21 protein-coding genes and 1 tRNA gene are annotated in these 22,064 nt (G+C 29.6%); 19 read left to right on the forward strand and 3 right to left on the reverse strand.

Annotation, left to right across the window (positions count from 1 at the left end):
* Positions 1-24 precede the first annotated feature (24 nt).
* From acsE to hisJ, 11 genes are all read left to right on the forward strand, one after another.
* Positions 25-831, forward strand: coding sequence for a carbon monoxide dehydrogenase/acetyl-CoA synthase methytransferase subunit (gene acsE / locus IC175_RS08780; protein WP_227851441.1), 807 nt, complete (start codon positions 25-27; stop codon positions 829-831).
* Positions 832-887: 56 nt separating this feature from the next.
* On the forward strand, positions 888-3,014 hold the full coding sequence (acsB, locus tag IC175_RS08785) for an acetyl-CoA decarbonylase/synthase complex subunit alpha/beta (RefSeq protein ID WP_227433443.1): 2,127 nt from the start codon (positions 888-890) through the stop codon (positions 3,012-3,014).
* Between the two features lie 86 nt (positions 3,015-3,100).
* Positions 3,101-3,478: a glycine cleavage system protein GcvH gene (gene gcvH / locus IC175_RS08790; RefSeq protein ID WP_003418363.1), complete on the forward strand. Its 378-nt coding sequence runs from the start codon at positions 3,101-3,103 to the stop codon at positions 3,476-3,478.
* Between the two features lie 112 nt (positions 3,479-3,590).
* The gene (gene acsV / locus IC175_RS08795) at positions 3,591-5,519 is read left to right on the forward strand and encodes a corrinoid activation/regeneration protein AcsV (RefSeq protein ID WP_227433442.1); all 1,929 of its coding nucleotides are present in this window, start codon (positions 3,591-3,593) and stop codon (positions 5,517-5,519) included.
* A 59-nt stretch (positions 5,520-5,578) separates the two neighbouring features.
* Complete coding sequence (locus tag IC175_RS08800; RefSeq protein ID WP_227433441.1) at positions 5,579-6,451, forward strand: radical SAM protein; 873 nt, start codon at positions 5,579-5,581, stop codon at positions 6,449-6,451.
* Positions 6,448-7,386, forward strand: a complete 939-nt coding sequence (locus tag IC175_RS08805) for a radical SAM protein (RefSeq protein WP_227433440.1) — start codon at positions 6,448-6,450, stop codon at positions 7,384-7,386. Before IC175_RS08800 ends, IC175_RS08805 begins: the two co-directional genes overlap by 4 nt.
* 46 nt (positions 7,387-7,432) lie before the next feature.
* Positions 7,433-8,248 carry a biotin/lipoate A/B protein ligase family protein gene (locus tag IC175_RS08810; protein WP_227433439.1) on the forward strand — a complete coding sequence of 272 codons (816 nt, stop codon included), beginning with the start codon at positions 7,433-7,435 and terminating at the stop codon, positions 8,246-8,248.
* A 150-nt stretch (positions 8,249-8,398) separates the two neighbouring features.
* Positions 8,399-8,590 (forward strand): CooT family nickel-binding protein, encoded by a 192-nt coding sequence (locus IC175_RS08815; RefSeq protein WP_227433438.1) that lies wholly within the window; start codon positions 8,399-8,401, stop codon positions 8,588-8,590.
* A gap of 18 nt (positions 8,591-8,608) precedes the next feature.
* Complete coding sequence (locus IC175_RS08820; RefSeq protein WP_227433437.1) at positions 8,609-9,025, forward strand: DUF3842 family protein; 417 nt, start codon at positions 8,609-8,611, stop codon at positions 9,023-9,025.
* Between the two features lie 15 nt (positions 9,026-9,040).
* The gene (locus tag IC175_RS08825; RefSeq protein WP_227835907.1) at positions 9,041-9,394 is read left to right on the forward strand and encodes a zinc transporter; all 354 of its coding nucleotides are present in this window, start codon (positions 9,041-9,043) and stop codon (positions 9,392-9,394) included.
* Positions 9,395-9,606: 212 nt separating this feature from the next.
* Entirely contained in the window at positions 9,607-10,386 is a 780-nt protein-coding gene (hisJ, locus tag IC175_RS08830) for a histidinol-phosphatase HisJ (RefSeq protein ID WP_227851442.1), read from the forward strand.
* 233 nt (positions 10,387-10,619) lie between these two features.
* Here hisJ and IC175_RS08835 read toward each other — a convergent pair whose 3' ends face one another.
* Positions 10,620-11,498, reverse strand: a complete 879-nt coding sequence (locus tag IC175_RS08835; protein WP_227851443.1) for a DUF4300 family protein — start codon at positions 11,496-11,498, stop codon at positions 10,620-10,622.
* 551 nt (positions 11,499-12,049) lie between these two features.
* Between IC175_RS08835 and IC175_RS08840 the strand changes: the two genes are divergently transcribed.
* The gene (locus IC175_RS08840) at positions 12,050-12,562 is read left to right on the forward strand and encodes a hypothetical protein (RefSeq protein ID WP_227433433.1); all 513 of its coding nucleotides are present in this window, start codon (positions 12,050-12,052) and stop codon (positions 12,560-12,562) included.
* 358 nt (positions 12,563-12,920) lie between these two features.
* On the opposite strand, the gene IC175_RS08845 is transcribed toward IC175_RS08840, so the two are convergent.
* Positions 12,921-14,018 (reverse strand): pyridoxal-phosphate-dependent aminotransferase family protein, encoded by a 1,098-nt coding sequence (locus IC175_RS08845; protein WP_227433432.1) that lies wholly within the window; start codon positions 14,016-14,018, stop codon positions 12,921-12,923.
* A 291-nt stretch (positions 14,019-14,309) separates the two neighbouring features.
* Here IC175_RS08845 and glpK point away from each other — a divergent pair, with 291 nt between their 5' ends.
* Together glpK and IC175_RS08855 are read left to right on the forward strand one after the other, a co-directional pair.
* Complete coding sequence (glpK, locus tag IC175_RS08850; protein WP_227433431.1) at positions 14,310-15,836, forward strand: glycerol kinase GlpK; 1,527 nt, start codon at positions 14,310-14,312, stop codon at positions 15,834-15,836.
* Positions 15,837-15,875: 39 nt separating this feature from the next.
* Positions 15,876-16,991: an ethanolamine utilization protein EutH gene (locus tag IC175_RS08855; RefSeq protein WP_227433430.1), complete on the forward strand. Its 1,116-nt coding sequence runs from the start codon at positions 15,876-15,878 to the stop codon at positions 16,989-16,991.
* A gap of 200 nt (positions 16,992-17,191) precedes the next feature.
* Here IC175_RS08855 and IC175_RS08860 read toward each other — a convergent pair whose 3' ends face one another.
* Entirely contained in the window at positions 17,192-17,956 is a 765-nt protein-coding gene (locus IC175_RS08860; RefSeq protein ID WP_227433429.1) for a DeoR/GlpR family DNA-binding transcription regulator, read from the reverse strand.
* Positions 17,957-18,215: 259 nt separating this feature from the next.
* Between IC175_RS08860 and IC175_RS08865 the strand changes: the two genes are divergently transcribed.
* The 5 genes from IC175_RS08865 (at position 18,216) to IC175_RS08885 (ending at position 22,059) form a co-directional block, all read left to right on the forward strand.
* A tRNA-Ser gene (locus IC175_RS08865) sits at positions 18,216-18,306 on the forward strand.
* A gap of 95 nt (positions 18,307-18,401) precedes the next feature.
* Complete coding sequence (locus tag IC175_RS08870) at positions 18,402-19,190, forward strand: flagellar motor protein (protein WP_227433428.1); 789 nt, start codon at positions 18,402-18,404, stop codon at positions 19,188-19,190.
* Positions 19,191-19,210: 20 nt separating this feature from the next.
* Positions 19,211-19,951 carry a flagellar motor protein MotB gene (locus IC175_RS08875; RefSeq protein ID WP_227433427.1) on the forward strand — a complete coding sequence of 247 codons (741 nt, stop codon included), beginning with the start codon at positions 19,211-19,213 and terminating at the stop codon, positions 19,949-19,951.
* Between the two features lie 180 nt (positions 19,952-20,131).
* Positions 20,132-20,506, forward strand: a complete 375-nt coding sequence (locus IC175_RS08880; RefSeq protein ID WP_227433426.1) for a hypothetical protein — start codon at positions 20,132-20,134, stop codon at positions 20,504-20,506.
* A 92-nt stretch (positions 20,507-20,598) separates the two neighbouring features.
* Positions 20,599-22,059 carry an extracellular solute-binding protein gene (locus IC175_RS08885; protein ID WP_227824731.1) on the forward strand — a complete coding sequence of 487 codons (1,461 nt, stop codon included), beginning with the start codon at positions 20,599-20,601 and terminating at the stop codon, positions 22,057-22,059.
* Positions 22,060-22,064: the final 5 nt, after the last annotated feature.

Here is a 22,064-nt window from a genome sequence, read left to right on the forward strand (position 1 = left end):
TAAATTTAAAGGGGGACATTATAAATGGAAAAATTTATGATTATAGGTGAAAGAATACACTGTATCTCACCTTCAATAAGAAAGGCATTAGCAGAAAGAGATCCAGCTCCAATATTAAAAAGAGCAAAAGAACAATTAGAAGCAGGAGCACACTATATAGATTTCAATATAGGGCCTGCTGAAAGAGATGGCGAAGAGATAATGACATGGGGAGTTAAGCTACTTCAATCTGAATTTAACAATGTTCCTATAGCATTAGATACAGCTAATAAAAAAGCTATCGAAGCTGGACTTAAGGTTTATGATAGAACTAATGCAAAACCAATAATAAACTCTGCTGATGCTAGTTCAAGATTTGATTTAATAGATATAGCAGCTGAATATGAATCAATGGTTATAGGTTTATGTGCAAAAGAAGGTATCCCAAGAGATAATGATGAACGTATGGCTTACTGCCAAGAGATACTAGAAAAAGGCTTAATGCTAGGAATGGAGCCAACTGATATATTATTTGACCCATTATGCTTAGTTATAAAAGGTATGCAAGAAAAACAAGTAGAAGTTTTAGAAGCTATAAAGATGATGACTGAAATGGGACTTTTAACTACAGGAGGATTATCTAATGTATCTAATGGATGTCCTAAACATGTTAGACCTGTTTTAGATAGTGCATTCTTAGCAATGGCAATGGCTAATGGATTTAGTTCAGCTATAATGAATCCATGTGACCCAGAATTAATGAAAACTGTAAAATCTTGTGACATAATCAACGGGGCATCTTTATATGCAGACTCTTTCTTAGAGTTAAATGAAGGTGGATTTGCTTTCTAGGGTTTTTAGGGTATAGTTAATAAAAAATAGGTGTAAATATTAAAGGGGGAAATAGAATGAATCTATATAATATAATCTTTACAGGGTCAGAACAAGCTTTGGGTGCAGCTCAAGCTATGTTAAATGAAGCTATAGAAAAAAACGGAAAAGAACATAAAGTAGCTTTCCCTGATACAGCATATTCATTACCTTGTATATATGCTGCAACAGGACAAAAAATGAACACTTTAGGGGACTTAGAAGGTGCTTTAGAAGTAGTAAAATCTTTAATCAATAGAACTCATTTATTAGAACATGCTTTTAATGCTGGTTTAGCTACTGCTTTAGCTGCAGAAGTAATTGAAGCATTAAAATACTCAACTATGGATGCTCCATATAGTGAGCCATGTGCAGGTCATATAACTGACCCTATAATCAGATCACTTGGTGTACCACTAGTTACAGGAGATATACCTGGTGTTGCAGTTGTTCTTGGAGAATGTCCTGATGCTGAATCAGCAGCAAAAGTTATAAAAGACTACCAATCTAAAGGTTTATTAACTTTCTTAGTTGGTAAGGTTATAGACCAAGCTATAGAAGCTGGAGTAAAAATGGGTCTTGAACTAAGAGTTATACCTCTAGGATATGATGTAACTTCTGTTATCCACGTTGTATCTGTTGCAGTAAGAGCAGCATTAATATTCGGTGGATTAACTCCTGGTGATTTAAACGGATTATTAGAATACACAGCTAATAGAGTTCCTGCATTTGTTAATGCTTTTGGACCATTAAGTGAATTAGTTGTATCTGCAGGTGCTGGAGCAATAGCTTTAGGATTCCCAGTTGTAACTGACCAAACTGTTCTTGAAGTTCCAATGAATTTATTAACTCAAAAAGATTATGATAAGATAGTAGCTACTTCATTAGAAGCTAGAGGAATAAAAATAAAAGTTACTGAAATACCTATACCAGTTTCATTTGCAGCAGCATTTGAAGGTGAAAGAATTAGAAAGAGCGACATGTTTGCTGAATTTGGTGGAAATAAAACTGAAGCTTGGGAGCTTGTTGTTAAGAAAGAAGCTGCTGAAGTTGAAGACCATAAGATAGAAATAATAGGACCAAACATAGATGAAGTTGAAGCAGATGGTGTATTAAGATTACCACTTGCTGTAATAGTTAAAATAGCTGGTAAAAACATGCAAGAAGATTTCGAACCAGTTCTTGAAAGACGTTTCCACTACTTCTTAAACTATATAGAAGGTGTAATGCACGTTGGACAAAGAGATATGGCTTGGGTAAGAATCTCTAAAGATGCATTTGATAAAGGATTTAGACTTGAGCATATAGGAGAAGTTTTATATGCTAAGATGTTAGATGAATTTGAATCAGTTGTTGATAAGTGTGAAATAACTATAATTACAGATGCAGAAAAAGTTTCTGAATTAAAAGGTGAAGCAATAGCTAAATACAATGCTAGAGATGAGAGATTAGCTTCATTGGTTGATGAAAGTGTAGAGACTTTCTATTCTTGTAACTTATGTCAATCATTTGCACCAGCTCACGTTTGTGTTGTTACTCCTGAAAGACTTGGTCTTTGTGGAGCAGTTAGCTGGTTAGATGCTAAAGCTACTAAAGAATTAGACCCTACAGGTCCTTGTCAACCAATAGAAAAAGGTGAATGTTTAGACGATAGAACAGGTGTATGGAACTCTGTAAATGAAACTGTAAACCAAATATCTCAAGGTGCAGTTGAAGCTGTTACATTATACTCTATATTAGAAGACCCTATGACTTCTTGTGGATGCTTCGAGTGTATCTGTGGTATAATGCCAGAAGCAAATGGATTTGTTGTAGTTAACAGAGAATTCCCAAGCGTTACTCCAGTTGGTATGACTTTCGGAGAACTTGCTTCTATGACAGGTGGAGGAGTTCAAACTCCAGGATTCATGGGACACGGAAGACATTTCATATCTTCTAAAAAATTCGCTTATGCAGAAGGTGGACCAGAAAGAATAGTTTGGATGCCAAAAGAATTAAAAGATTATGTAGCTGATAAATTAAATGCTACAGTTAAAGAAATGACTGGAATAGAGAACTTCTGTGATATGATTTGTGATGAAACTATCGCTGACGATTCTGAAGGAGTATTAGCTTTCTTAGAAGAAAAAGGTCATCCAGCATTAGCTATGGAAAGTGTAATGTAATTGATGGAAAATTTAAAATAATGTGATATAATATTAATATGATTTAAATAAATTAATCAATAATATAATATTGGGGGTCTATCGAAATGAAATTATTACCAGAATTAAAATACTCTAAAGATCATGAATGGGTAAAAGTAATTGATGGAGATGTTGTATATATAGGTATAACAGATTATGCTCAAGATCAATTAGGAGAAATATTATTTGTTGAAACACCAGAAGTAGAAGATACTGTAACTAAGGGAGTAGATTTTGGAGTAGTTGAATCTTCTAAAGTAGCTTCTGATTTAATATCTCCTGTTAATGGTGAAGTATTAGAAGTTAATGAAAAATTAGAAGATGAACCAGAATGTATAAATGAAGACCCATACGAAAACTGGATATTAAAAGTAAAACTAGCTGATGTTGCTGAGCTTGATACATTATTAAGTGATAAAGAATACGAGGCTGGATTAGAATAATTAAAGACTAGGGATGTTATTATAATTGGGGAAAGTATAGTAAAATTTGAGTGCACGCAAATTTAGCTATACTTTCCTTTTATAATATATAGAACAAATTGGGAGGGATATCATGATAAAGGTAAATTTTATGCCAAACAATAAAGAAGTTTATTGTAATGAGGGGGATATATTACTAGAAGTTGCAAGAAATGCTGATATATTTATAGATGCTCCTTGTAATGGAAATATGTCTTGTGGTAAATGTAAGGTAAAGTTGTTAAAAGGTAAGGTTGATACAGAAAAAACGAGACATATAACAGATGACGAATGGGAGCAAGGTTATATATTAGCTTGTTGTACAAAAGTAATCTCAGATATAGAAATTGAAGTTCCTTCTAAAGTATCATCTTCTATGCATGGTATGAAGATTGAAGGTAGCAATAAACAAAAAGATAGAGAAATTTTTGAGAGAGCTAAAAAAATAATAGAAAAGCATAACTTACAATTTAAGACAAATATAAAAAAGAAATACATAGAAATGGAAGAGCCAAACTTAGATGACAATATAAGTGATGTAGATAGATTAGAAAGACATGTTAGAAATCATCTGGGATACAATGAAATAGATTTTAGATTAGATATACTTAGAAAGATGCCAACGATATTTAGAAAGAGCGATTTCAAAGTTACAATAACATATGTTCAAAAACAAAAGAAACTTACAATCATAAATATAGAAGAAGGAAATAAGGAAAATTCTCTGTATGGAGTTGCAATAGATATTGGTACAACTTCGGTAGTTGTATGTTTAGTAGACTTATATTCAAAAGAAGTAGTAGATAAAGCATCATCTGGAAATGCTCAGATAAAATATGGAGCAGATGTTATAAATAGGATTATATATTCGACTAAGAAAAATGGATTAGAAACTTTACACAAAGCTATAGTCGATGAAACTATAAATCCTCTATTAAAAACATTATATGAAAGAAATGGCATAAATAAGGAGGATGTAGTCACTTTAGTAGCTGCTGGAAATACAACTATGACAAGTTTATTCTTAGGGGTGTATACAGACTTTTTAAGACAAGAACCTTATATACCACCATTTTTAAAATCTCCAAAACTTATGGGTGAAAATGTAGGTCTTTTTGTAAATGATAGTGCATATGTGTACTTAGCTCCATCTGTAGCAAGTTATGTAGGAGGAGATATAACAGCAGGGGTATTATCAGCTGGTATATGGTCAAGTGAAGAAAATGTTTTATTTATAGACTTAGGTACCAATGGAGAGATAGTATTTGGAAATCAAGACTATATGATGAGCTGTGCATGTTCAGCAGGTCCTGCATTTGAAGGTGGAGGCATAAGCTGTGGAATGAGAGCATCAGCAGGAGCAATAGAGAAGGTGGCTATTGATAAAGGAACTTTAGAGCCTACATTAAAAATAATAGATGAATGTGCACCAGTTGGTATATGTGGTTCTGGTATAATTGATTTAATTTGCCAAATGATTACTAAGGGTGTAATAGATAGAAGAGGTAAGATATATAGAGATTTAAATAATAAGAGAGTCAGATTTAATGAACATGAAATAGGAGAGTATGTATTAGCATTTAAAGAAGAATTTGATTTGGAAAATGATATAGTAGTAAATGAAGTGGACATAGATAATTTTATTAGAGCTAAAGGAGCTATATATTCAGGAGCATATACTCTTGTAGATAGCTTGGGTATGGATTTTAGTATATTAGATAGAGTTTATATAGCAGGTGGTATAGGAAATAACCTAGATATAGAAAATTCAATAATTATAGGATTACTTCCTGATATCGATAGAGAGAAATTTACTTATATAGGAAATAGTTCACTTGTAGGTTCTTACTTGGCTCTTATAAGTAAAGATGCCAAAAATAAACTTGAAGAAATAGGTAAACAAATAACTTATGTTGAACTTAGTGTTTATCCAAGTTACATGGACGAATTTATTTCTGCATGCTTCTTACCACATACAAATATAGAGCAGTTCCCAACTGCAAAGCAACTACTAGAAGAGTAAAATATCAAAATATAGATGCATAGGTAGAGCATTAAAACATAAATGTAGAGGATTAAATTATGTATAAGGATTTGTCTGAGAAAATGAGAACTGCGTTTGACATTAAATTAAGAAATTTCGGAAATGAGATAGAGTTTGCTTATCCGAATCAGACTCTAGCTCTTAGTACTACTAGTAATAAGTGTAGTCTTAAATGTGCTCATTGTAATGGTCATTATTTAGAAAATATGATACCAATTGAGGACTATAAAGAAAAAGTTAAATCAAGAAATATAACTAGTTTTTTATTAAGTGGTGGTTGTAGTTATGAAGGTGATGTCCCAATAAATACCCATATACAGACCATTAAAAAGTTAAAGGAACAAGGATACAGATTAAATGCTCATTTAGGGCTTATGGATAAAGAGAGTATTATAGAATTATGTAAGTATTTAGATATAGTTTCTTTCGACTTGGTATTCGATAAAGAAACTATAAAAGAAGTTTATAAAATGGATAAAAGCAAAGAAGATTATATTAAAGCTTACAATACAATAAGAGAAAATACAGAAGTAGCACCACATATATGTATTGGTTTAAAAGGAGGAAAAGTAAAAGGTGAGTATGAGATTATAGAATACTTACAAAAAAATCCTCCTAATAAACTGACATTTATAGTTCTTATTCCTACAAAAGGTACTGAATATGAAGATGTAGAACCTCCTAATTTGAAAGAAGTAACAGATGTTTTATGTGAAGCTAGAATTAGTTTACCAAATACCGAGATTAACCTAGGTTGTATGAGACCTAGAGGTGTGTATAGAAAAGAACTAGACCAATTAGCTATAATGTGTGGAGTTAATAGAATAGTTCTTCCATCAAAATCTGCTAAGAATAAGGCTATAGATATGAATATGACAATAACTGAATGTAAGGAGTGTTGCGTTTTATGATTAGATTATCATCAGGGACAGCAATAGAACTTGGAATATTAAATAAAAAAAGCGATATACCTCCTACTACAGCATATATAATGATTGGGGAAAAATGCATAAACAAATGTAGTTTTTGTTCTCAATCAATAGAAAGCAGTACTAGAAAAGATAAATTATCAAGAGTAGTTTGGCCAGAGTATTCTAAAGAGGAAATATTGAATGCTTTGAGAGCATATAACGGGAAAAATATAAAGAGAATATGTATACAATCAATGGCAAGTGAAGAGGCACATAAATCTGTTTTAGATTTTATAAATTACATAAATGGTAAAATAGATATGCCTATTTCATTGTCTGCAAAATTAGAAAGTGATGAAGAAATAAACAAGTTTTTTTCTGCTGGAGTAGATAAAATAGGAATAGCGATAGATGCAGCAAGTAAAGACTTATATGAAAAAATAAAAGGATATAATTATGATGAAAAATTGAATTTTATAACAAAAATGTCAAAGTTATATCCTAATAAAATCAGCACACATATAATTGTTGGTATGGGAGAAAGTCATGAAGACATATACAACCTATATACTTATTTAAAGAAGAACAATATAACTATTAGTTTATTTGCGTTTACTCCAGTTAGAGGAACTAAAATGGAAAAAATAAGTCAACCAAATATAGAAAGTTACAGAAGAGTACAGCTAATGTCCTATATGATAAATAAAGGTTATTCACAAGAATACTTTGAATTCAAAAATGGATACTTGGAAAATATAAAACTAGATGATGAGACTGTATCAGATATAAACAGGGGTTACCCTTTTGAGATAAGAGGCTGTAAGGATTGTAATAGACCATATTATAATGAAAGACCAGGAAGTACTATATATAATTATTCAAGACCTTTAAATCAAGATGAGATAGATTTGGCTATAAGAGAACTAAATCTGTAAATGATTTCTTGAATATATTTATACTAAAGATTGGGGCGTAATAATCATGAATCAGTGGAGAGTTATACATAATAAATCATATGATGGTGCAATGAATATGGCAATTGATGAAGCTATATTTACTGCATATAAAAAAGGATGTGTGAAGCCAACACTTAGATTTTACACTTGGAAGCCAGCTTGCTTGAGTGTAGGATATTTTCAAAAACTTGAAGATGAGGTAGATTTAGATAAGTGTAAGTGCATGAATATAGACTATGTCAGAAGAATCACAGGAGGAAGAGCTGTATTACATGATAATGAGCTAACTTATAGTATAATTATAGGAGAAGATAATCCTTTAATTGATAAAAGTATAAATCTATCTTATAGATATATAAGTGAAGGTTTAGTTAGAGGATTGAATTTAAGTGGTATAGAAACAGATAACTTAAATAGTGGAGAGAGAATAGGTAGAGAAAATTTATCAGCTGCATGCTTTAATGCACATGCATCATATGAAGTTACTATTAATAATAAAAAGGTAATTGGAAGTGCTCAAAGTAGAAAAGATGGTGTTTTGTTACAGCACGGTTCAATAATAATGGATTTTGATGTAGAAAAATTGTTTAAATTAATAAAGGCTAAAACACCAGAACTAAAAGAAAGAGCAATGAAATTCACAGCTAAAAAGGCCAGTGGAATAGAGAATGAAATTGGTAAAAAAATAGACATAGATATTCTACAAGCTAATCTAATAAAAGGACTGGCTAGTCAATTTAATGTTGAGTTTGTAGAAGAAGACTTGACTGATTATGAAAAGCAATTAGCTGAAGAATTATATAAAAAATACAAGGATGAAGAGTATAATAAAAAGCGTTAACTTTAATTGACTTTAAGTAAATTAAAGTGATATACTTAAGGTATAATAATATACGAAAATTGAAATCATGAAGGTTTCTTTGGTGTATTGAAATACCTGAGGAAGTCTTTTTTTGATTTTTAATAAAAATCATATTAGGAGGAGATTTATATGTGTGAATCATCAGCTTTCATTTGTAAGAATAACAATGAATTAGAAAAGGTTATGGAGAATGTGGTTAATATAGACCCTTGTGATGGAAAGATTTATTTAACTGATTTATTAGGAGAACAAAAAATAATAGATGGAATAATTAAAGAAATAAGATTGATGGACCATAAGATAATAATACAAGAAAATTAATTAATAGGGGAATTTCATATGATAATAGCAGTGATAGATGGAATGGGTGGAGGTATAGGAGCCCAGATAGTTTCTTCTCTGAGAGAAGAATTACCTACATATGTAGAAATTTATGCACTAGGAACTAATTCTATAGCAACTAGTTCTATGATGAAGGCTCATGCTAATAAAGGAGCTACAGGGGAAAATGCTATAGTAGTATCAGCTAGAAAAGCCAATATAATAGTTGCACCTATTTCTGTAATAATACCTAATTCTATGATGGGGGAAGTCACTTGTAATATAAGTGAAGCTATTGCAGATAGTGAGGCACTTAAGATACTTTTACCTATTATGCCAGAAAATATAGAGTTAGTTGGATTAGAAGGTAAACCATTAGCACTACTTGTAAAAGATTCTGTTAATGTTATAAAAAAAGAATTTAATATAAAATAACAGGGGGAATAACTAATGATGTTTGATAGAGAGATTATAAGATACCACCATGGGCACCATGACCATGACGACCATTGCCATGAACATACTCATGGAGATATGTGCCATGAACATCCACACGACCATACTCATGACCATGACCACGAACATAATCATGAAGAATCATCAGAGTCTAAAGATGAGAAAACTTTAAAAATACTTTTAGTACATTGGATAAATCACAATGAGACTCATGAAGAAGGATTTAGAGAATGGGTAGAAAAGGCTAGAGCTATTGGAAAAGAAGAAACTGCAAAGAGTATTGAAAAAGCTATAGAATGTATGGAAGAAGCAAATAAAATGTTATTAGAGGCTAAAAAACATATGTAAATATGATTGTTAAAATCGCTTATATATTTTGATATAGGCGATTTTTTATGCCTTATTTATATTTAATTATTGAAATTTCTAATGAGTATGTACTATACTTTAATGAGGAAATTTATTATAAAACTGAGTTATTTAATATATCTTCGGCTTCAAATATTACTGGAGATAGTTAAGGAGGAGTAGTTCAATTTAATAAAAGGAGAGAATTAGTTATGAAAGATGGTCATATACATTCACCTTATTGTCCTCATGGAAGTAAGGATGATTTTGAAAAATATATACAAAGGGCAATTGATGTTGGTCTAACAGAAATGACATTTACAGAGCATTTTCCATATCCAAATGGATTTCAAGACCCTGCACCTGAAAATGATAGTTGCATGAATCCTGAAAATTTATCAAATTACCTTAATGATGTTAAAAATTTCAAGCATAAATATGAGAGCGAAATTAAGATAAATGTAGGAGCGGAAGTAGATTTTCTTGAAGGTTATGAAGAAGGCATAAAAAACAATTTAGATAAATATGGTGATGAATTAGAGGATTCTCTATTATCAGTACATATAATTAAAATTGATGGTGCCTATTGTTGTGTGGACTATAGTGTAGAAGAGTTTCAAAATCTGATTGATAAGCTTGGAAGCATTGAAGCTGTTTATAATAAGTATTATGAAACATTAATAAAAGCTGTAAATGCTGATTTAGGTACATATAAACCAAAGAGAATAGGTCATTTAAATTTAGTTAGAAAGTTTAATCAAGTATTTCCATATAATTATGAAAGAAATAAAGTTCTTGAAGAATTAATAAAGTTAGTTAAAGAAAAAGGATATGAACTTGATTACAATGTTTCTGGAAACAGAAAAGAATATTGTAAAGAGCCTTATATAGATGGATACTTATTAGAATTAGCAAAAAAATATGATATTCCATTAGTTCTTGGCTCAGATTCTCACTGTGCAGAGGAAATAAATAATTATGATATAGGATAAAGGTGTATATATTATAATCCAAAAGTTATGATAATTTATACTTTTAAAGTATTTATTTAAAAGATTGTAAGTAGATTTATGTAAAATAAATCTACTTACAGTCTTTTTGTTAAATTAGAAAAATATTTATAGATTTGTTCAGTATGAAAGTTTTATAATTAATATTTTTTCATGGATATAGCCTATTTTTACTTATCTTAACAATCATAAAGTGCTTTTAGTATTTAGAGATATTACTGCATAAGTTTATCATTTTCCATTATTATTGGGTCTAGTAATTCTACATTTCCTTCTGACATCTTTAATCTATTGAACATATAATTTTTCACATCTTTTTTACTTTTGAACTTAGTAACTTGGTAAGGTGATGTAGAACCATATTTTTCTATAAATAAGATATCTTTATCAGTTTTGATACATATACCTGTATGACCTATAAATACATTTTTAGTTTCTGGATAACGAAGAAAGCCACTTATAATAGACATATTTTTATTATCTTTAAAAGATATTTTTCTTTTTTTCCACTCTTTTTTTATTTGTTCTGCATTTTTATTTATATCATCTGTGTCTTGAGTTGGTATTGCAGAGAAAAAGTTAATAAATTTTTCTACATCCTTTGAGTTAAATTTTGCATCTCTATTATTTATTATAGTATCTAAATCAATACTTAAATCGATAGAATCTCCAGTAAACTTCTCTTTTGAGTTGATGAAATCTTTAAAAAGTCTAAATGCTGTTATTCTACAATTTACATCCATATAGTTAGGAAACTTTTCCATCCAGTTACTTTGTAATTTATCTAAATTGTATGGAACCTGTTTTGTGTTAATTGAACTATATCCAGACTTAGATATATTTACATTGTTTTGAAGTATTTTAATTTGAAGTTTGTTGTAGCTCCTAACTGATTTAATAAAAATATCAATATCTTTCTTATTTATTTTATTTTTTTCTAATACATTTTTCACTTGATTTTGTGTCTTTCTATCTATTATGTTAGAGTATACTAATCTGCTATTATCTTTAATAGTTGAATATGCAAAGATTGTAAGTATGCTTGATAACACTAAAATAGCAGACAATATTGCTATTAGTAAATTTTTTCTCACCTGTTTTTCTCCTTTATAAATTTATTTTGTCGACATATTTATAGTATATAGTACATTTAATTTTAGCTTCAATATGTTTTTAATTACAAAACTGTTGCAAAAAATATAACTTTATTTAAAACTTTTTTTTAATATATAAAAATATATACTAAATAGGGGTATATATTCTTTGAATTTTTAACTAATTTATTTGGAGATTGATTATAGAATTTTATAAGTAAAAAATGAGTAAGCTATCAATGAAATATATAGTGAGACTAGTTTTTTGGATGTAGTATTTTGGTAAATAAGTAGGTTTGAGATATATGATAAATTTTACTTTATTAAAAATAAAATTTATTAAGTTCAATAAATATACTATTAGACTCATTAAAAGTTTAAAAATTTTATTTTTTTAATTCAACTATTCCCCAAAAAATTAGGTTTTAAGGAATAGTTAAATTAAAAAGTTTGGTTACATAATAGTAATTTTAGTTACAAGAATGAAACTGTAAAAATTAGATTTTTATTTATATAATTTCACTAAGAACATTTAATTTAGGAGGTAAAATATGAAGTTAAAAAAATTAAAAACTGGTATGGTCATGGCATTAACAATAATAACTATTGGGACGTCACTGATAAATGTATCAGCTATGGAATTAAACAGGAGTGAAGAATTTGAGACTAAGTACAGTGAAATGAAAAAAGAATTTCAAGAAGAGTATGGAAAGGAAGATAAATTCAAAGTCGTGCTAGATGATGAATTTACAAAAGAAGAAGTAAATGGAGCTAAAGGGATTATAAAGACAACTAATAAAATGAATAATGAGGTTGTAGTTTTAAATTATTTTGATGAAATGAAATCAGGAATTGAATTTGAATTAAAACCAAAAGCTGAAAAAAATGTAATTTTAAGAGCTGAGTTTCAGCAAGGATATGGAAATGAAGATAAATTTAAAGTTGTACTAGACGATGAATTCACAAAAGAAGAGGTAAATGGAGCTAAAGGGATTATAAAGACAACAGATAAAGAAACAGGTGAAGTTATTGTATATAATTACTTTGATGAGCTTGAAAAGTAATATTTAAAGCCTTTAATTAAAAAAAGAATCAGATTTAAAAGTATATAGTATCATGTATAGATTTTAAATTTATAACAATCTATACAGTTAAATAGCCGAATTGTATCAAAAATATAAAAGAATTAAATATAAAAAGAATTGTATAAAAATAAATTTTTCATATAGGGGTGAACTTTACATATTAGAGTTCACCCCTATATGAAAATATAAAACAACATCTGGCTATATTTAATGTTCAAGTATATTTTTGAATATGTTCATATAGAGTGATTATTTATAGATAGCTGTTATTTACAGACCATAATCTAGTTTAACTTGAGATATTTATATAGTTTTTTTATTTATGGTCTTGAGATATTTATATGGCTTTTTTAACTTCTAGCTTTGATTTTAAAATATCAAGGAATTTATAACAATCGTCTGGATAAATTTCTCCCATATTTGCAACTTGGAACATATTATCATCTAGAAATTTGCCTTTTCCTGGATATACCACATAACCATTTTCTTCTTCTAGTTCTAATATAAATCTATTTATATCAATTTCTTTAGGAAGAAATACAGACGTAACAGTATTAGACATATATTTATCTGGAAGTAAAAATGTTAGACCTAGTTCCTCCATACCATTTCTTAAAATAGCAGAACATTCTTTATATCTTTCTATCTTACTGTCATCTTCTAAAAATTCAGTTAAAGCTTCATTAAGAGCAAATATTAAAGTGACATTAGGTGTATTTGGTGTTTGAGAAGATGATTTTGCAAGCTTATAATGTTTGTAAAGGCTAAGATACACATTTTTACATTGATCTTCTTTAATATTTTGTAAAACGCTTTCTTTAGCACAAAGATATGCAGAGCCTGGAAATGCCCCAAGGGCTTTACCACCAACACCTGTTATTATATCTATATTAAACTCATCAACATCAATGTATTCACCAGCAGATGCACTTATTGCATCAACAAAAAATATTTTGTTATATTTTTTTGCAAGTTTTCCTAATTCAGGTACAGGATTTATCATTCCTGAACTAGTCTCATGAAATACCATAGCAATTACTTTTATGTCAGGATTTTCAAGTAAGTATTTTTCTAAAATATCTAAGTCTGGATATTCAGCCCATTTAAAGTCTGGTTTGTAGGTCTTAACACTATAAGCAGATAATATTTCTTCTAGCCTTTCTCCAAATACACCATTACTAACTAATAAAGCAGCATCTTCTTTATCAAATATAGAAGATAATACACATTCATTTACAGATGTTCCAGAACCAGATACAACTAGAGAATAATAATCAGAAGTTGCATTATATAATTTACCGATTTTTTGTTGTGTATCTTTAAATAAATTCATGAATTCATTTCCTCTATGACATATATCATAGTGAAGAAGTGAATTTCTAACCCTATCTGTAACCATTACTGGTCCAGGACTAAATAGATATGTTTTTTTCATTGCAAATCCTCCTTAAAGTTTAATTTAAATTTTATGATGACTGTTTATGTGCATATATTAAAAGTTTATGTGTTAATTTAACTAGATTATAGAATAAAACTAATAATATTGCAATAATATTTTAATTAAAATACTTTAACAATCAAAAAAAGTAAAAATATACAAAAAATATTGTAATAAATATTGTATAAATCCCCAAGATGATATAGAATATAAATAAGTTGAATAGATTTTATATTCAAAAAATAATAAAAAATCTATTAATTCTGAAAATAAAGGGGGACGCTTAAAGTGAAATATGTATTAGCAATTGATCAAGGAACAACAGGAACAAGAGCAGTATTAATAAATGAAAAATCAGAGTTTGTTTTTAGTGATTATATGGAGCATACTCAAATCTATCCACAATCTGGATACGTCGAACATGACCCTATAGAAATTTGGAATAACACAAAAACTGTAAGTAATAATGTACTACAACAAGCTTTTAAAAGTGGAATAGATGAAAGTGATATAAAGGGAATAGGTATAGATAATCAAGGTGAAACAGTAATGCTATGGGATAAAAATACAGGTATGCCATTATACAATGCAATTGTATGGCAGTGCAGAAGAACTTATGATTATGTTGAAAATTTAAAGAATATACCAGGATTAGAAAATAAGATAATAGATAAAACAGGACTAATCATAGACCCTTATTTTTCAGGGACAAAAATTAAATGGATAATAGATAATGTAAAAGGTGTAAAAGAAAAAATCAAAAATGGAGAAGTACTTGCTGGAACATTAGATAGCTGGTTAATTTGGAAAATGACAGGAGGAAAGTCTTTTTTAACTGATGTTTCTACAGCAGCAAGAACCATGCTTTTTAATATAAGAGATATGAATTGGGATAGAGAATTACTTGATATTATAGGAGTTCCTAGAAGTATTTTAGCGGATATAATGCCTACAAGTGGTGATTTTGGGACTACAGACAAAGGGGCATTTTGTGGTGTATCAATAAAAATTACTGCTTCGATGGTTGACCAGCCAGCAGCTCTATTTGGAAATGGATGCTTTGAGCCAGGTATGGTTAAAAATACTTATGGAACAGGATGTTTCTTATATATGAATATAGGTGAAGAGTTGAAAATAGCGGGTAATGGTATATTAACAACTGTTGCTTGGAAAATAGGAGACAAAATTACATATGCTTATGATGGCGGAGTATATATAGCAGGTGCTGCAATACAGTGGCTTAGAGATGGAATTGGAGTTATAAAAAATTACTCAGAAACTGATGATATGGCTAACTCAATACCAAGTACTGGTGGTGTATATTTTGTTCCAGCGTTTGCAGGGATTGCAGCACCTTATTGGGACCAATATGCAAGAGGTACAATGGTTGGTATAACAGGCAGTACTAAGAAAGAGCATATAGTAAGAGCTACTCTTGAATCTGTTGCACTTCAGGTCAAAGATGTTGTTGACTCTATGAATTTAGCTTCAGGAAAGGATATAAAAATGCTAAGAGTGGATGGTGGAATTACAAAAAATAATTTTACAATGCAGTTTCAATCCGATATATTAGATATACCAATTGAAATTGCAGAAAATCCTGAGACAACAGTGCTTGGAGTAGGATATATGGCAGGTCTTTCCTGTGGTGTTTGGAATAGTATTGATGAAATTAGAAATGAGTTTACAATAAGTAAAGAATACACTCCAAATATGACAAAACAAAAAAGAGAAGAAATTTTGCTTGGATGGAATCAAGCAGTAAAAAGAGCTATGAACTGGGAAAACGATACCAAAAAGATGTGTGCTAATTAAAGTACAACATAGTATTTACATGTATAGGAGGAATTAAATATGCCCTTTGATAAAGTTATATTATATATAATGGCTGTAGGGGTGCTTTTAGGAGCATTAGATAGGATAATTGGAAATAAATTTGGTCTTGGTGAACAATTCGAAGAAGGTTTTAATTCAATGGGTCCACTAGCTTTAGGGATGGTTGGTATAGTTTGTTTAGCTCCAGTTATCTCAAATGTATTAGGACCAGTAATAATACCAATATTCAATTTATGTGGAGCAGACCCATCTATGTTTGCAACCATATTAGCAAATGATATGGGAGGATATCCATTAGCGATGGAACTTGCACACAATAAAGAAGCAGGGATGCTTGCAGGATTAGTTGTATCATCAATGCTTGGGTGTACACTTGTATTTTCAATCCCAGTAGGATTAGGCCTTATAGAGTATGAAGACAGACCATTTTTTGCAAAAGGGTTATTAATAGGATTAATAACAATACCTTTTGGAGGGATTGTAGGAGGAATGATAGCAGGATTTAATTTATCAATGGTGATTATAAATATGGTGCCAGTAATAATATTAGCAGTAATATTAGCAATAGGTCTGAAAGTAAACTCAACACTTATGATAAATGGGTCTTTAGTTTTTGGAAAAATTATATCTATATTGATAACAATAGGATTAGGTGCAGCAGCATTTCAAGAAATAACAGGGGTAGTACTTATAAAAGGAATGACACCTATAAGAGAGGGTATTCAAGTAATTGGAAGTATTGCAATAGTATTATTGGGTACTTTTCCTATACTACATTTATTAGTTAAAGTTTTAAATAAACCACTTACAGCAATAGGTGGAAAATTAGGTATGGATGCAACAAGTGCAGCTGGATTAGTTTTCACTTTAGCTAATAGTATTCCAGTGTATAAAATGATGAAAGACATGAGCCCAAAGGGAAAAGTAGTAAATACAGCATGGTTAGTTTGTGCAACAGCAGCACTAGGTGATCACCTAGGATTTACAGCAGGAGTAGTGCCAGAGATGATTACACCTGTTGTAATTGGAAAGTTAGTTGGTGGAGTATTGGCGATTGCACTTGCTATGGTAATGACAAAAGATTTAACAGCAGAAGAAGAGCAAAGTAGTAAAATGAAAAAAGAGGTTGTATAAAAGAATTAATGTTAAAGTAAGCGTTAAGCTAAATTAAAAAATAGAGTTAAGTTAAAAAAATAAGGTAAATAAAAAAAGACATAGTGACATAGTAAAAACACTGTATAGTTTAGGTATAAATGGAGCTAAATAAATAATTATTTGGCTCCTTAACTTTAATCAATGATATTTTATAAGGAACTAAAAAGCAATCATATAAGCTAATTATCAGCTATGACTAAAGGTATTCCTTTTTGAGAAAATTCTATAATTATGTCGTGGTCTATACTAGCAGATGTAATAATAGTATCTATATGCTCTATAGGAGCAACAGAAGCAAATGAATTTATTCCAAACTTAGGTGGCTCAACAACTACTATTGACTTTCTAGACCTTTCAATCATTTTTTTTCGAACAAGTGATTCTTCTAAGTGATAGTCAGAAATACCATTTTCAAGTGTAATACCTCCAGCACCTAAAATTGCCTTATCAACATTAAATTGTTCAATGGCTGCTAATGTAAGTGGTCCAGAAAAAGAACCTTCAGTTTCTCTAAGATATCCACCAAGTACATATACTTTTATATTAGTATTCATAAGTTCATTTGCAACCAAAATTGAGTTAGTTATTACAGTTAAGTTTTTTTTGTCTTTTAAACTTTTTGCAACTTCAAGAACAGTAGTTCCAGTATCCATAAAAATAGTGTCATTTGTATTTATAAATTCACTACATTTAAGAGCAATTTGTTTTTTATCATTTGAATTTATTTTTTTTCTTTTAATATAGTTAAGTTCTACGCTACTTGCTATAACTGGTATAGCACCACCATAAACTCTTTTTAAAAGTCCAATACTTTCCATATGTGCTAGGTCTCTTCGTGCTGTTTCTATTGATATATCAAACATTTGGACTATGTCATTTATTTTAATTATATTATCTGATTCGAGAATACTTAAAATCTTCTCATATCTTTCCTGTGGTAACATGGAAAATCCTCCTTGGATTAATATTATTTTAGTTTTAAGCATAACTTATGATGAATTAAGGATTTATGTCTATATGTTAATGTGTGTATATTTAGTAAATAATATTATAAGCGTTATGCAAGATAATTTTACCATATTTCAAACTTACATTTAAGTAAAAAAGTGAAAATAGATATTTAATGACTTAAAATACCTTAAATTTCATAAATTAATTGACTAAAATATAATTTTATTATATAATTTAATTGCATAGAAATAAGGAGAAGTACTCAAGTGGCTCAAGAGGATCCCCTGCTAAGGGATTAGGCTGGGTAACCGGTGCGAGGGTTCGAATCCCTCCTTCTCCGCCAATTATCAAAGGCTATCCTTGTTGAAGGTAGTCTTTTTTGTAATGTCTATTAATAAAAACAACCTAGCAGACATAATTAAAGAAAGGAGGTAATATATGACAACTTTAATTTTCTTTATAGTGGGAATAGCATCTTTAGTGGTTGCTTTCGTTATTGATGGGGGACACATTGGAGCCTTATTTGTATTTTCATCAGCACTTGTTGTTTTTGGTGGAACTATAGGGGCTGTTGGTGCTTCAACACCATTTCCTGTATTCAAAAAGTCCATAAAGATAATGTTGTTAGCTTTTAAAAATAAAAAGCCTAACAATATAGAAAACATAGTTTATTTCAAAGAAATTGCAATCAAGGCCAGAAAAGAAGGTCTTCTTAGTATTGATAAAGAAATAAGCGAAAATGATGAATTGGACCCATTTATTAGAAAAGGTCTTGAACTTATGGTAGACGGCGTTGATGCAGCTACAATAAGAAATATATTAGAATCTCAAATACAAATAACATCAAAAAGACATAAAGAAGGAATAGCAATATTCGATTCAGCAGGAGGGTATGCACCTACACTGGGAATCATAGGTACAGTTATGGGATTAGTACATATTTTAGGAAATCTTTCGAGTAATCCAGATGCACTTGGACCTCAGATATCTGTAGCGTTTTTGGCTACTTTATACGGTGTTGGTTCCGCCAATTTAATTTGGTTACCAATAGCATCAAAGCTTAAAGCTATAAATCAGCAAGAAACTAATGAAAGACTTTTAGTGATAGAAGCGATACTATCTATACTTGAGGGAGATAATTCTAATTTAATGACAGAAAAATTAAAGATATTTTTAAATTCAAAAGAATTAATTGAACTTGGAGAAGCTGATGGTAGAATTGAATAATATAAAAGGATGGAATATTTATGTTACATGATGAAGACGAAAAAGAAGAAAATAATGAGCGATGGCTTTTAACTTATTCAGACCTCATAACATTACTTATGATTTTCTTTGTCATAATGTATTCTATGAGTAATGTTGATGCAGAGAAATATAAACAATTATCTCAATCTCTAAGTTCTGCATTTGGTGGTTCATCTGGAGTTATTGAAGGTGGACAAAATAAAATAGAACCAGTAGTTGACCAAAACAATAATAATCTAGATAGTTTACAAAATCCTGAGTTTAAAGAAGTTGGTGAAAATATTCAAAAGTATTTAAATGAAAGTGGATTGGCAAATTCGGTATCATTAAAAGCTCAAGATAGAGGGCTAGTAATAAGCCTTAAAGATACTATATTATTTGATACTGGAAAAGCTGTTATAATAAATGATTCTAGAGATAAGATTATTCAAATAGGTAAGATGTTAAATGAAATGAATAGTTATATAAGAGTAGAAGGTCATACAGATAACCTATCTATAAAAAATTCTGAATTTAAATCTAATTGGGATTTATCAGTCATGAGAGCAACCAATGTTGTCCAACTTCTTATTGATAGTGCAGGTATTGCACCAAATAAGTTGTCTGCTGTAGGATATGGTGAATTTAGACCAATAGCTGACAATTCATCTCCAGATGGCAAATCAAAAAACAGAAGAGTTGATATAGTCTTGGTTGATAGTAAGTTCGATGATGTAGAAAATGTTGGAGAAAATAAATAGTTAAATAAGCTATCTCAATACAGAGTTATTTCTAATAAGGGATAGCTTTTTTATGCGAAAATTAAAAATAGATGATTAGTAAGTTACCTTTTTGTGATAAATATATGGTATCTTAAATATATAATATTTAAATTATGAAAGGACTCAATTTTAAAATTGATATCAAAGGTGAGTAAATAAATGGGTAATAAGAATAAAAACACAAAATATAAAGATAAAACAAGGGCAAGGTATAATAAAAAGGTTGAAACTTTAAATAAAGAGAAGTTAAAAGAATCTAATAAACAACATAAAAAAGAAGATAAGATTACTACTATTATTAATAAATCTAGTATTGTATTATGTGTTCTTTTAGTAATATTTTCTTTACTTTATCTGTTTAAGTTAGTTCAGCTTAATATAATAATGACACTTTTAGTAATTACAGTGGCTATTCAACAAGGTTTGGTATCATTTGGTGCATTTAGAGAGAAGAATTATGCTAAAGGTATATTTTCAATATTTGTAATCATTTGTTTTCTAGTTGCTTTTAAATATACTGTTAGTCCTATTTAAATATATCAGTAAATATTTTATAATTAATATAAGTAATTAAGTTACGGTTTTAATGCTATAATAAATTTTATACATTTGAAGGAGTCGATTTTATGAATAGGAGTGGATTTGTAAAATTAATTATCACATCAATGATTATTTTATTACTTACAGGGTGTGATTTGAAAAAGGAAGAGAGTTATAAACTAGATCCAGAAAATCCGACATCAATAGAAATTTGGCATTATTATAATGGACAGCAAAAAATGGCGTTTGATAAGCTAGTTAAGGAATTTAATGACACTGTAGGTGCTGAAAAAGGAATTATTGTTGAAGCGTTTAGTCAGGGAAATGTAGTTGATTTATCTGAAAAGGTGCTGGATTCTGCTAATAAAAAGGTTGGTTCTGAAGATGTTCCAAATATTTTTGCAGCGTACTCAGATACTGCATATGAAATGGATAAATTAAAACTACTAGTAGATATTGATAAGTACATAAGTAAGGATGAATTAAATGAGTATATAGAAGAATATGTAGATGAAGGTAGACTAAATTCTGATAACGAACTTAAGCTTTTTCCGATTGCAAAGTCTACTGAGATTTTGATGTTAAATAAGACAGATTGGGATAAGTTTGCCAAAGCAACAAATTCAAATATAAATGATATACAAACAATTGAAGGATTAGTAGAGACATCAAAGAAATACTATGAATGGACAGATAGTTTAACAAAAGAGCCTAATGATGGTAAAGCATTTTTTGGAAGAGATGCTCTAGCAAATTATATTATTATAGGAAGTAAGCAGTTAGGAGTAGAAATTTTTTCAGTTAAAGATGGAAAAGTTACATTGAATCTTGATGAAAAGGTTATGAAAAAATTATGGGATAATTTTTATGTCCCATATATAAATGGATATTTTGCATCTTATGGTAAATTCCGTTCTGATGATGCAAAAACAGGAGATATACTAGCTCTTGTTGGCTCTAGTTCAGGAGCATCATATTTTCCAGATGAAGTAATGTTAAATGATAATGAGAGTTATAAAATTGAGACATCTGTCTTTCAAGCTCCACGTTTTAAAGATAAAGAAAAATATGCTGTACAACAAGGGGCAGGAATGGCTGTAACAAAATCTACTAAAGAAGAAGAGTATGCATCAGTAGAATTTTTAAAATGGTTTACAGATAAAGAGTCTAATGTAAAATTCTCTATTGCTTCTGGATATCTACCAGTAAAGAAAAAAACAAATAATTTGGATGTTATAAAGGATGTTATGAATAAAGACGATTTAAAGGTATCAAGTAAAGTGGAAAGTTCAATTGTTTCATCTATTGAACAGATTAATAGTTGTAAGTTGTACACTAATAAAGCATTTGATGGTGGGACAAAAGCCAGACAAATCCTTGAGTATTCAATGATTGATAAAGCTAAAGAAGATTTAAATAAAATAAATGAATTAATAAAAAATGGAACCTCTAAAGAGAATGCAGTAGCACAATTTAATAATAATGAAAATTTTTCAGCATGGTTTTTAAATTTTAAGACTGAGCTTGAAAATGCTGTAAAAGAGTAGGTGAA

Source organism: Clostridioides sp. ES-S-0123-01 (genome assembly GCF_020658415.1).
Taxonomy (GTDB): domain Bacteria; phylum Bacillota; class Clostridia; order Peptostreptococcales; family Peptostreptococcaceae; genus Clostridioides.

Excerpts from the sequence above, each read along its gene's own strand:
- IC175_RS08880 (WP_227433426.1), top strand. The coding sequence starts at position 20,132 with ATGGGTAATAAGAATAAAAACACAAAATATAAAGATAAAACAAGGGCA.
- IC175_RS08855 (WP_227433430.1), top strand. The coding sequence starts at position 15,876 with ATGCCCTTTGATAAAGTTATATTATATATAATGGCTGTAGGGGTGCTT.
- IC175_RS08810 (WP_227433439.1), top strand. The coding sequence starts at position 7,433 with ATGAATCAGTGGAGAGTTATACATAATAAATCATATGATGGTGCAATG.
- IC175_RS08845 (WP_227433432.1), bottom strand. The coding sequence starts at position 14,018 with ATGAAAAAAACATATCTATTTAGTCCTGGACCAGTAATGGTTACAGAT.
- IC175_RS08885 (WP_227824731.1), top strand. The coding sequence starts at position 20,599 with ATGAATAGGAGTGGATTTGTAAAATTAATTATCACATCAATGATTATT.
- gcvH (WP_003418363.1), top strand. The coding sequence starts at position 3,101 with ATGAAATTATTACCAGAATTAAAATACTCTAAAGATCATGAATGGGTA.
- IC175_RS08840 (WP_227433433.1), top strand. The coding sequence starts at position 12,050 with ATGAAGTTAAAAAAATTAAAAACTGGTATGGTCATGGCATTAACAATA.
- hisJ (WP_227851442.1), top strand. The coding sequence starts at position 9,607 with ATGAAAGATGGTCATATACATTCACCTTATTGTCCTCATGGAAGTAAG.
- IC175_RS08820 (WP_227433437.1), top strand. The coding sequence starts at position 8,609 with ATGATAATAGCAGTGATAGATGGAATGGGTGGAGGTATAGGAGCCCAG.
- IC175_RS08870 (WP_227433428.1), top strand. The coding sequence starts at position 18,402 with ATGACAACTTTAATTTTCTTTATAGTGGGAATAGCATCTTTAGTGGTT.
- IC175_RS08875 (WP_227433427.1), top strand. The coding sequence starts at position 19,211 with ATGTTACATGATGAAGACGAAAAAGAAGAAAATAATGAGCGATGGCTT.
- IC175_RS08805 (WP_227433440.1), top strand. The coding sequence starts at position 6,448 with ATGATTAGATTATCATCAGGGACAGCAATAGAACTTGGAATATTAAAT.
- IC175_RS08825 (WP_227835907.1), top strand. The coding sequence starts at position 9,041 with ATGATGTTTGATAGAGAGATTATAAGATACCACCATGGGCACCATGAC.
- acsV (WP_227433442.1), top strand. The coding sequence starts at position 3,591 with ATGATAAAGGTAAATTTTATGCCAAACAATAAAGAAGTTTATTGTAAT.
- IC175_RS08860 (WP_227433429.1), bottom strand. The coding sequence starts at position 17,956 with ATGTTACCACAGGAAAGATATGAGAAGATTTTAAGTATTCTCGAATCA.
- IC175_RS08815 (WP_227433438.1), top strand. The coding sequence starts at position 8,399 with ATGTGTGAATCATCAGCTTTCATTTGTAAGAATAACAATGAATTAGAA.
- acsB (WP_227433443.1), top strand. The coding sequence starts at position 888 with ATGAATCTATATAATATAATCTTTACAGGGTCAGAACAAGCTTTGGGT.
- acsE (WP_227851441.1), top strand. The coding sequence starts at position 25 with ATGGAAAAATTTATGATTATAGGTGAAAGAATACACTGTATCTCACCT.
- IC175_RS08800 (WP_227433441.1), top strand. The coding sequence starts at position 5,579 with ATGTATAAGGATTTGTCTGAGAAAATGAGAACTGCGTTTGACATTAAA.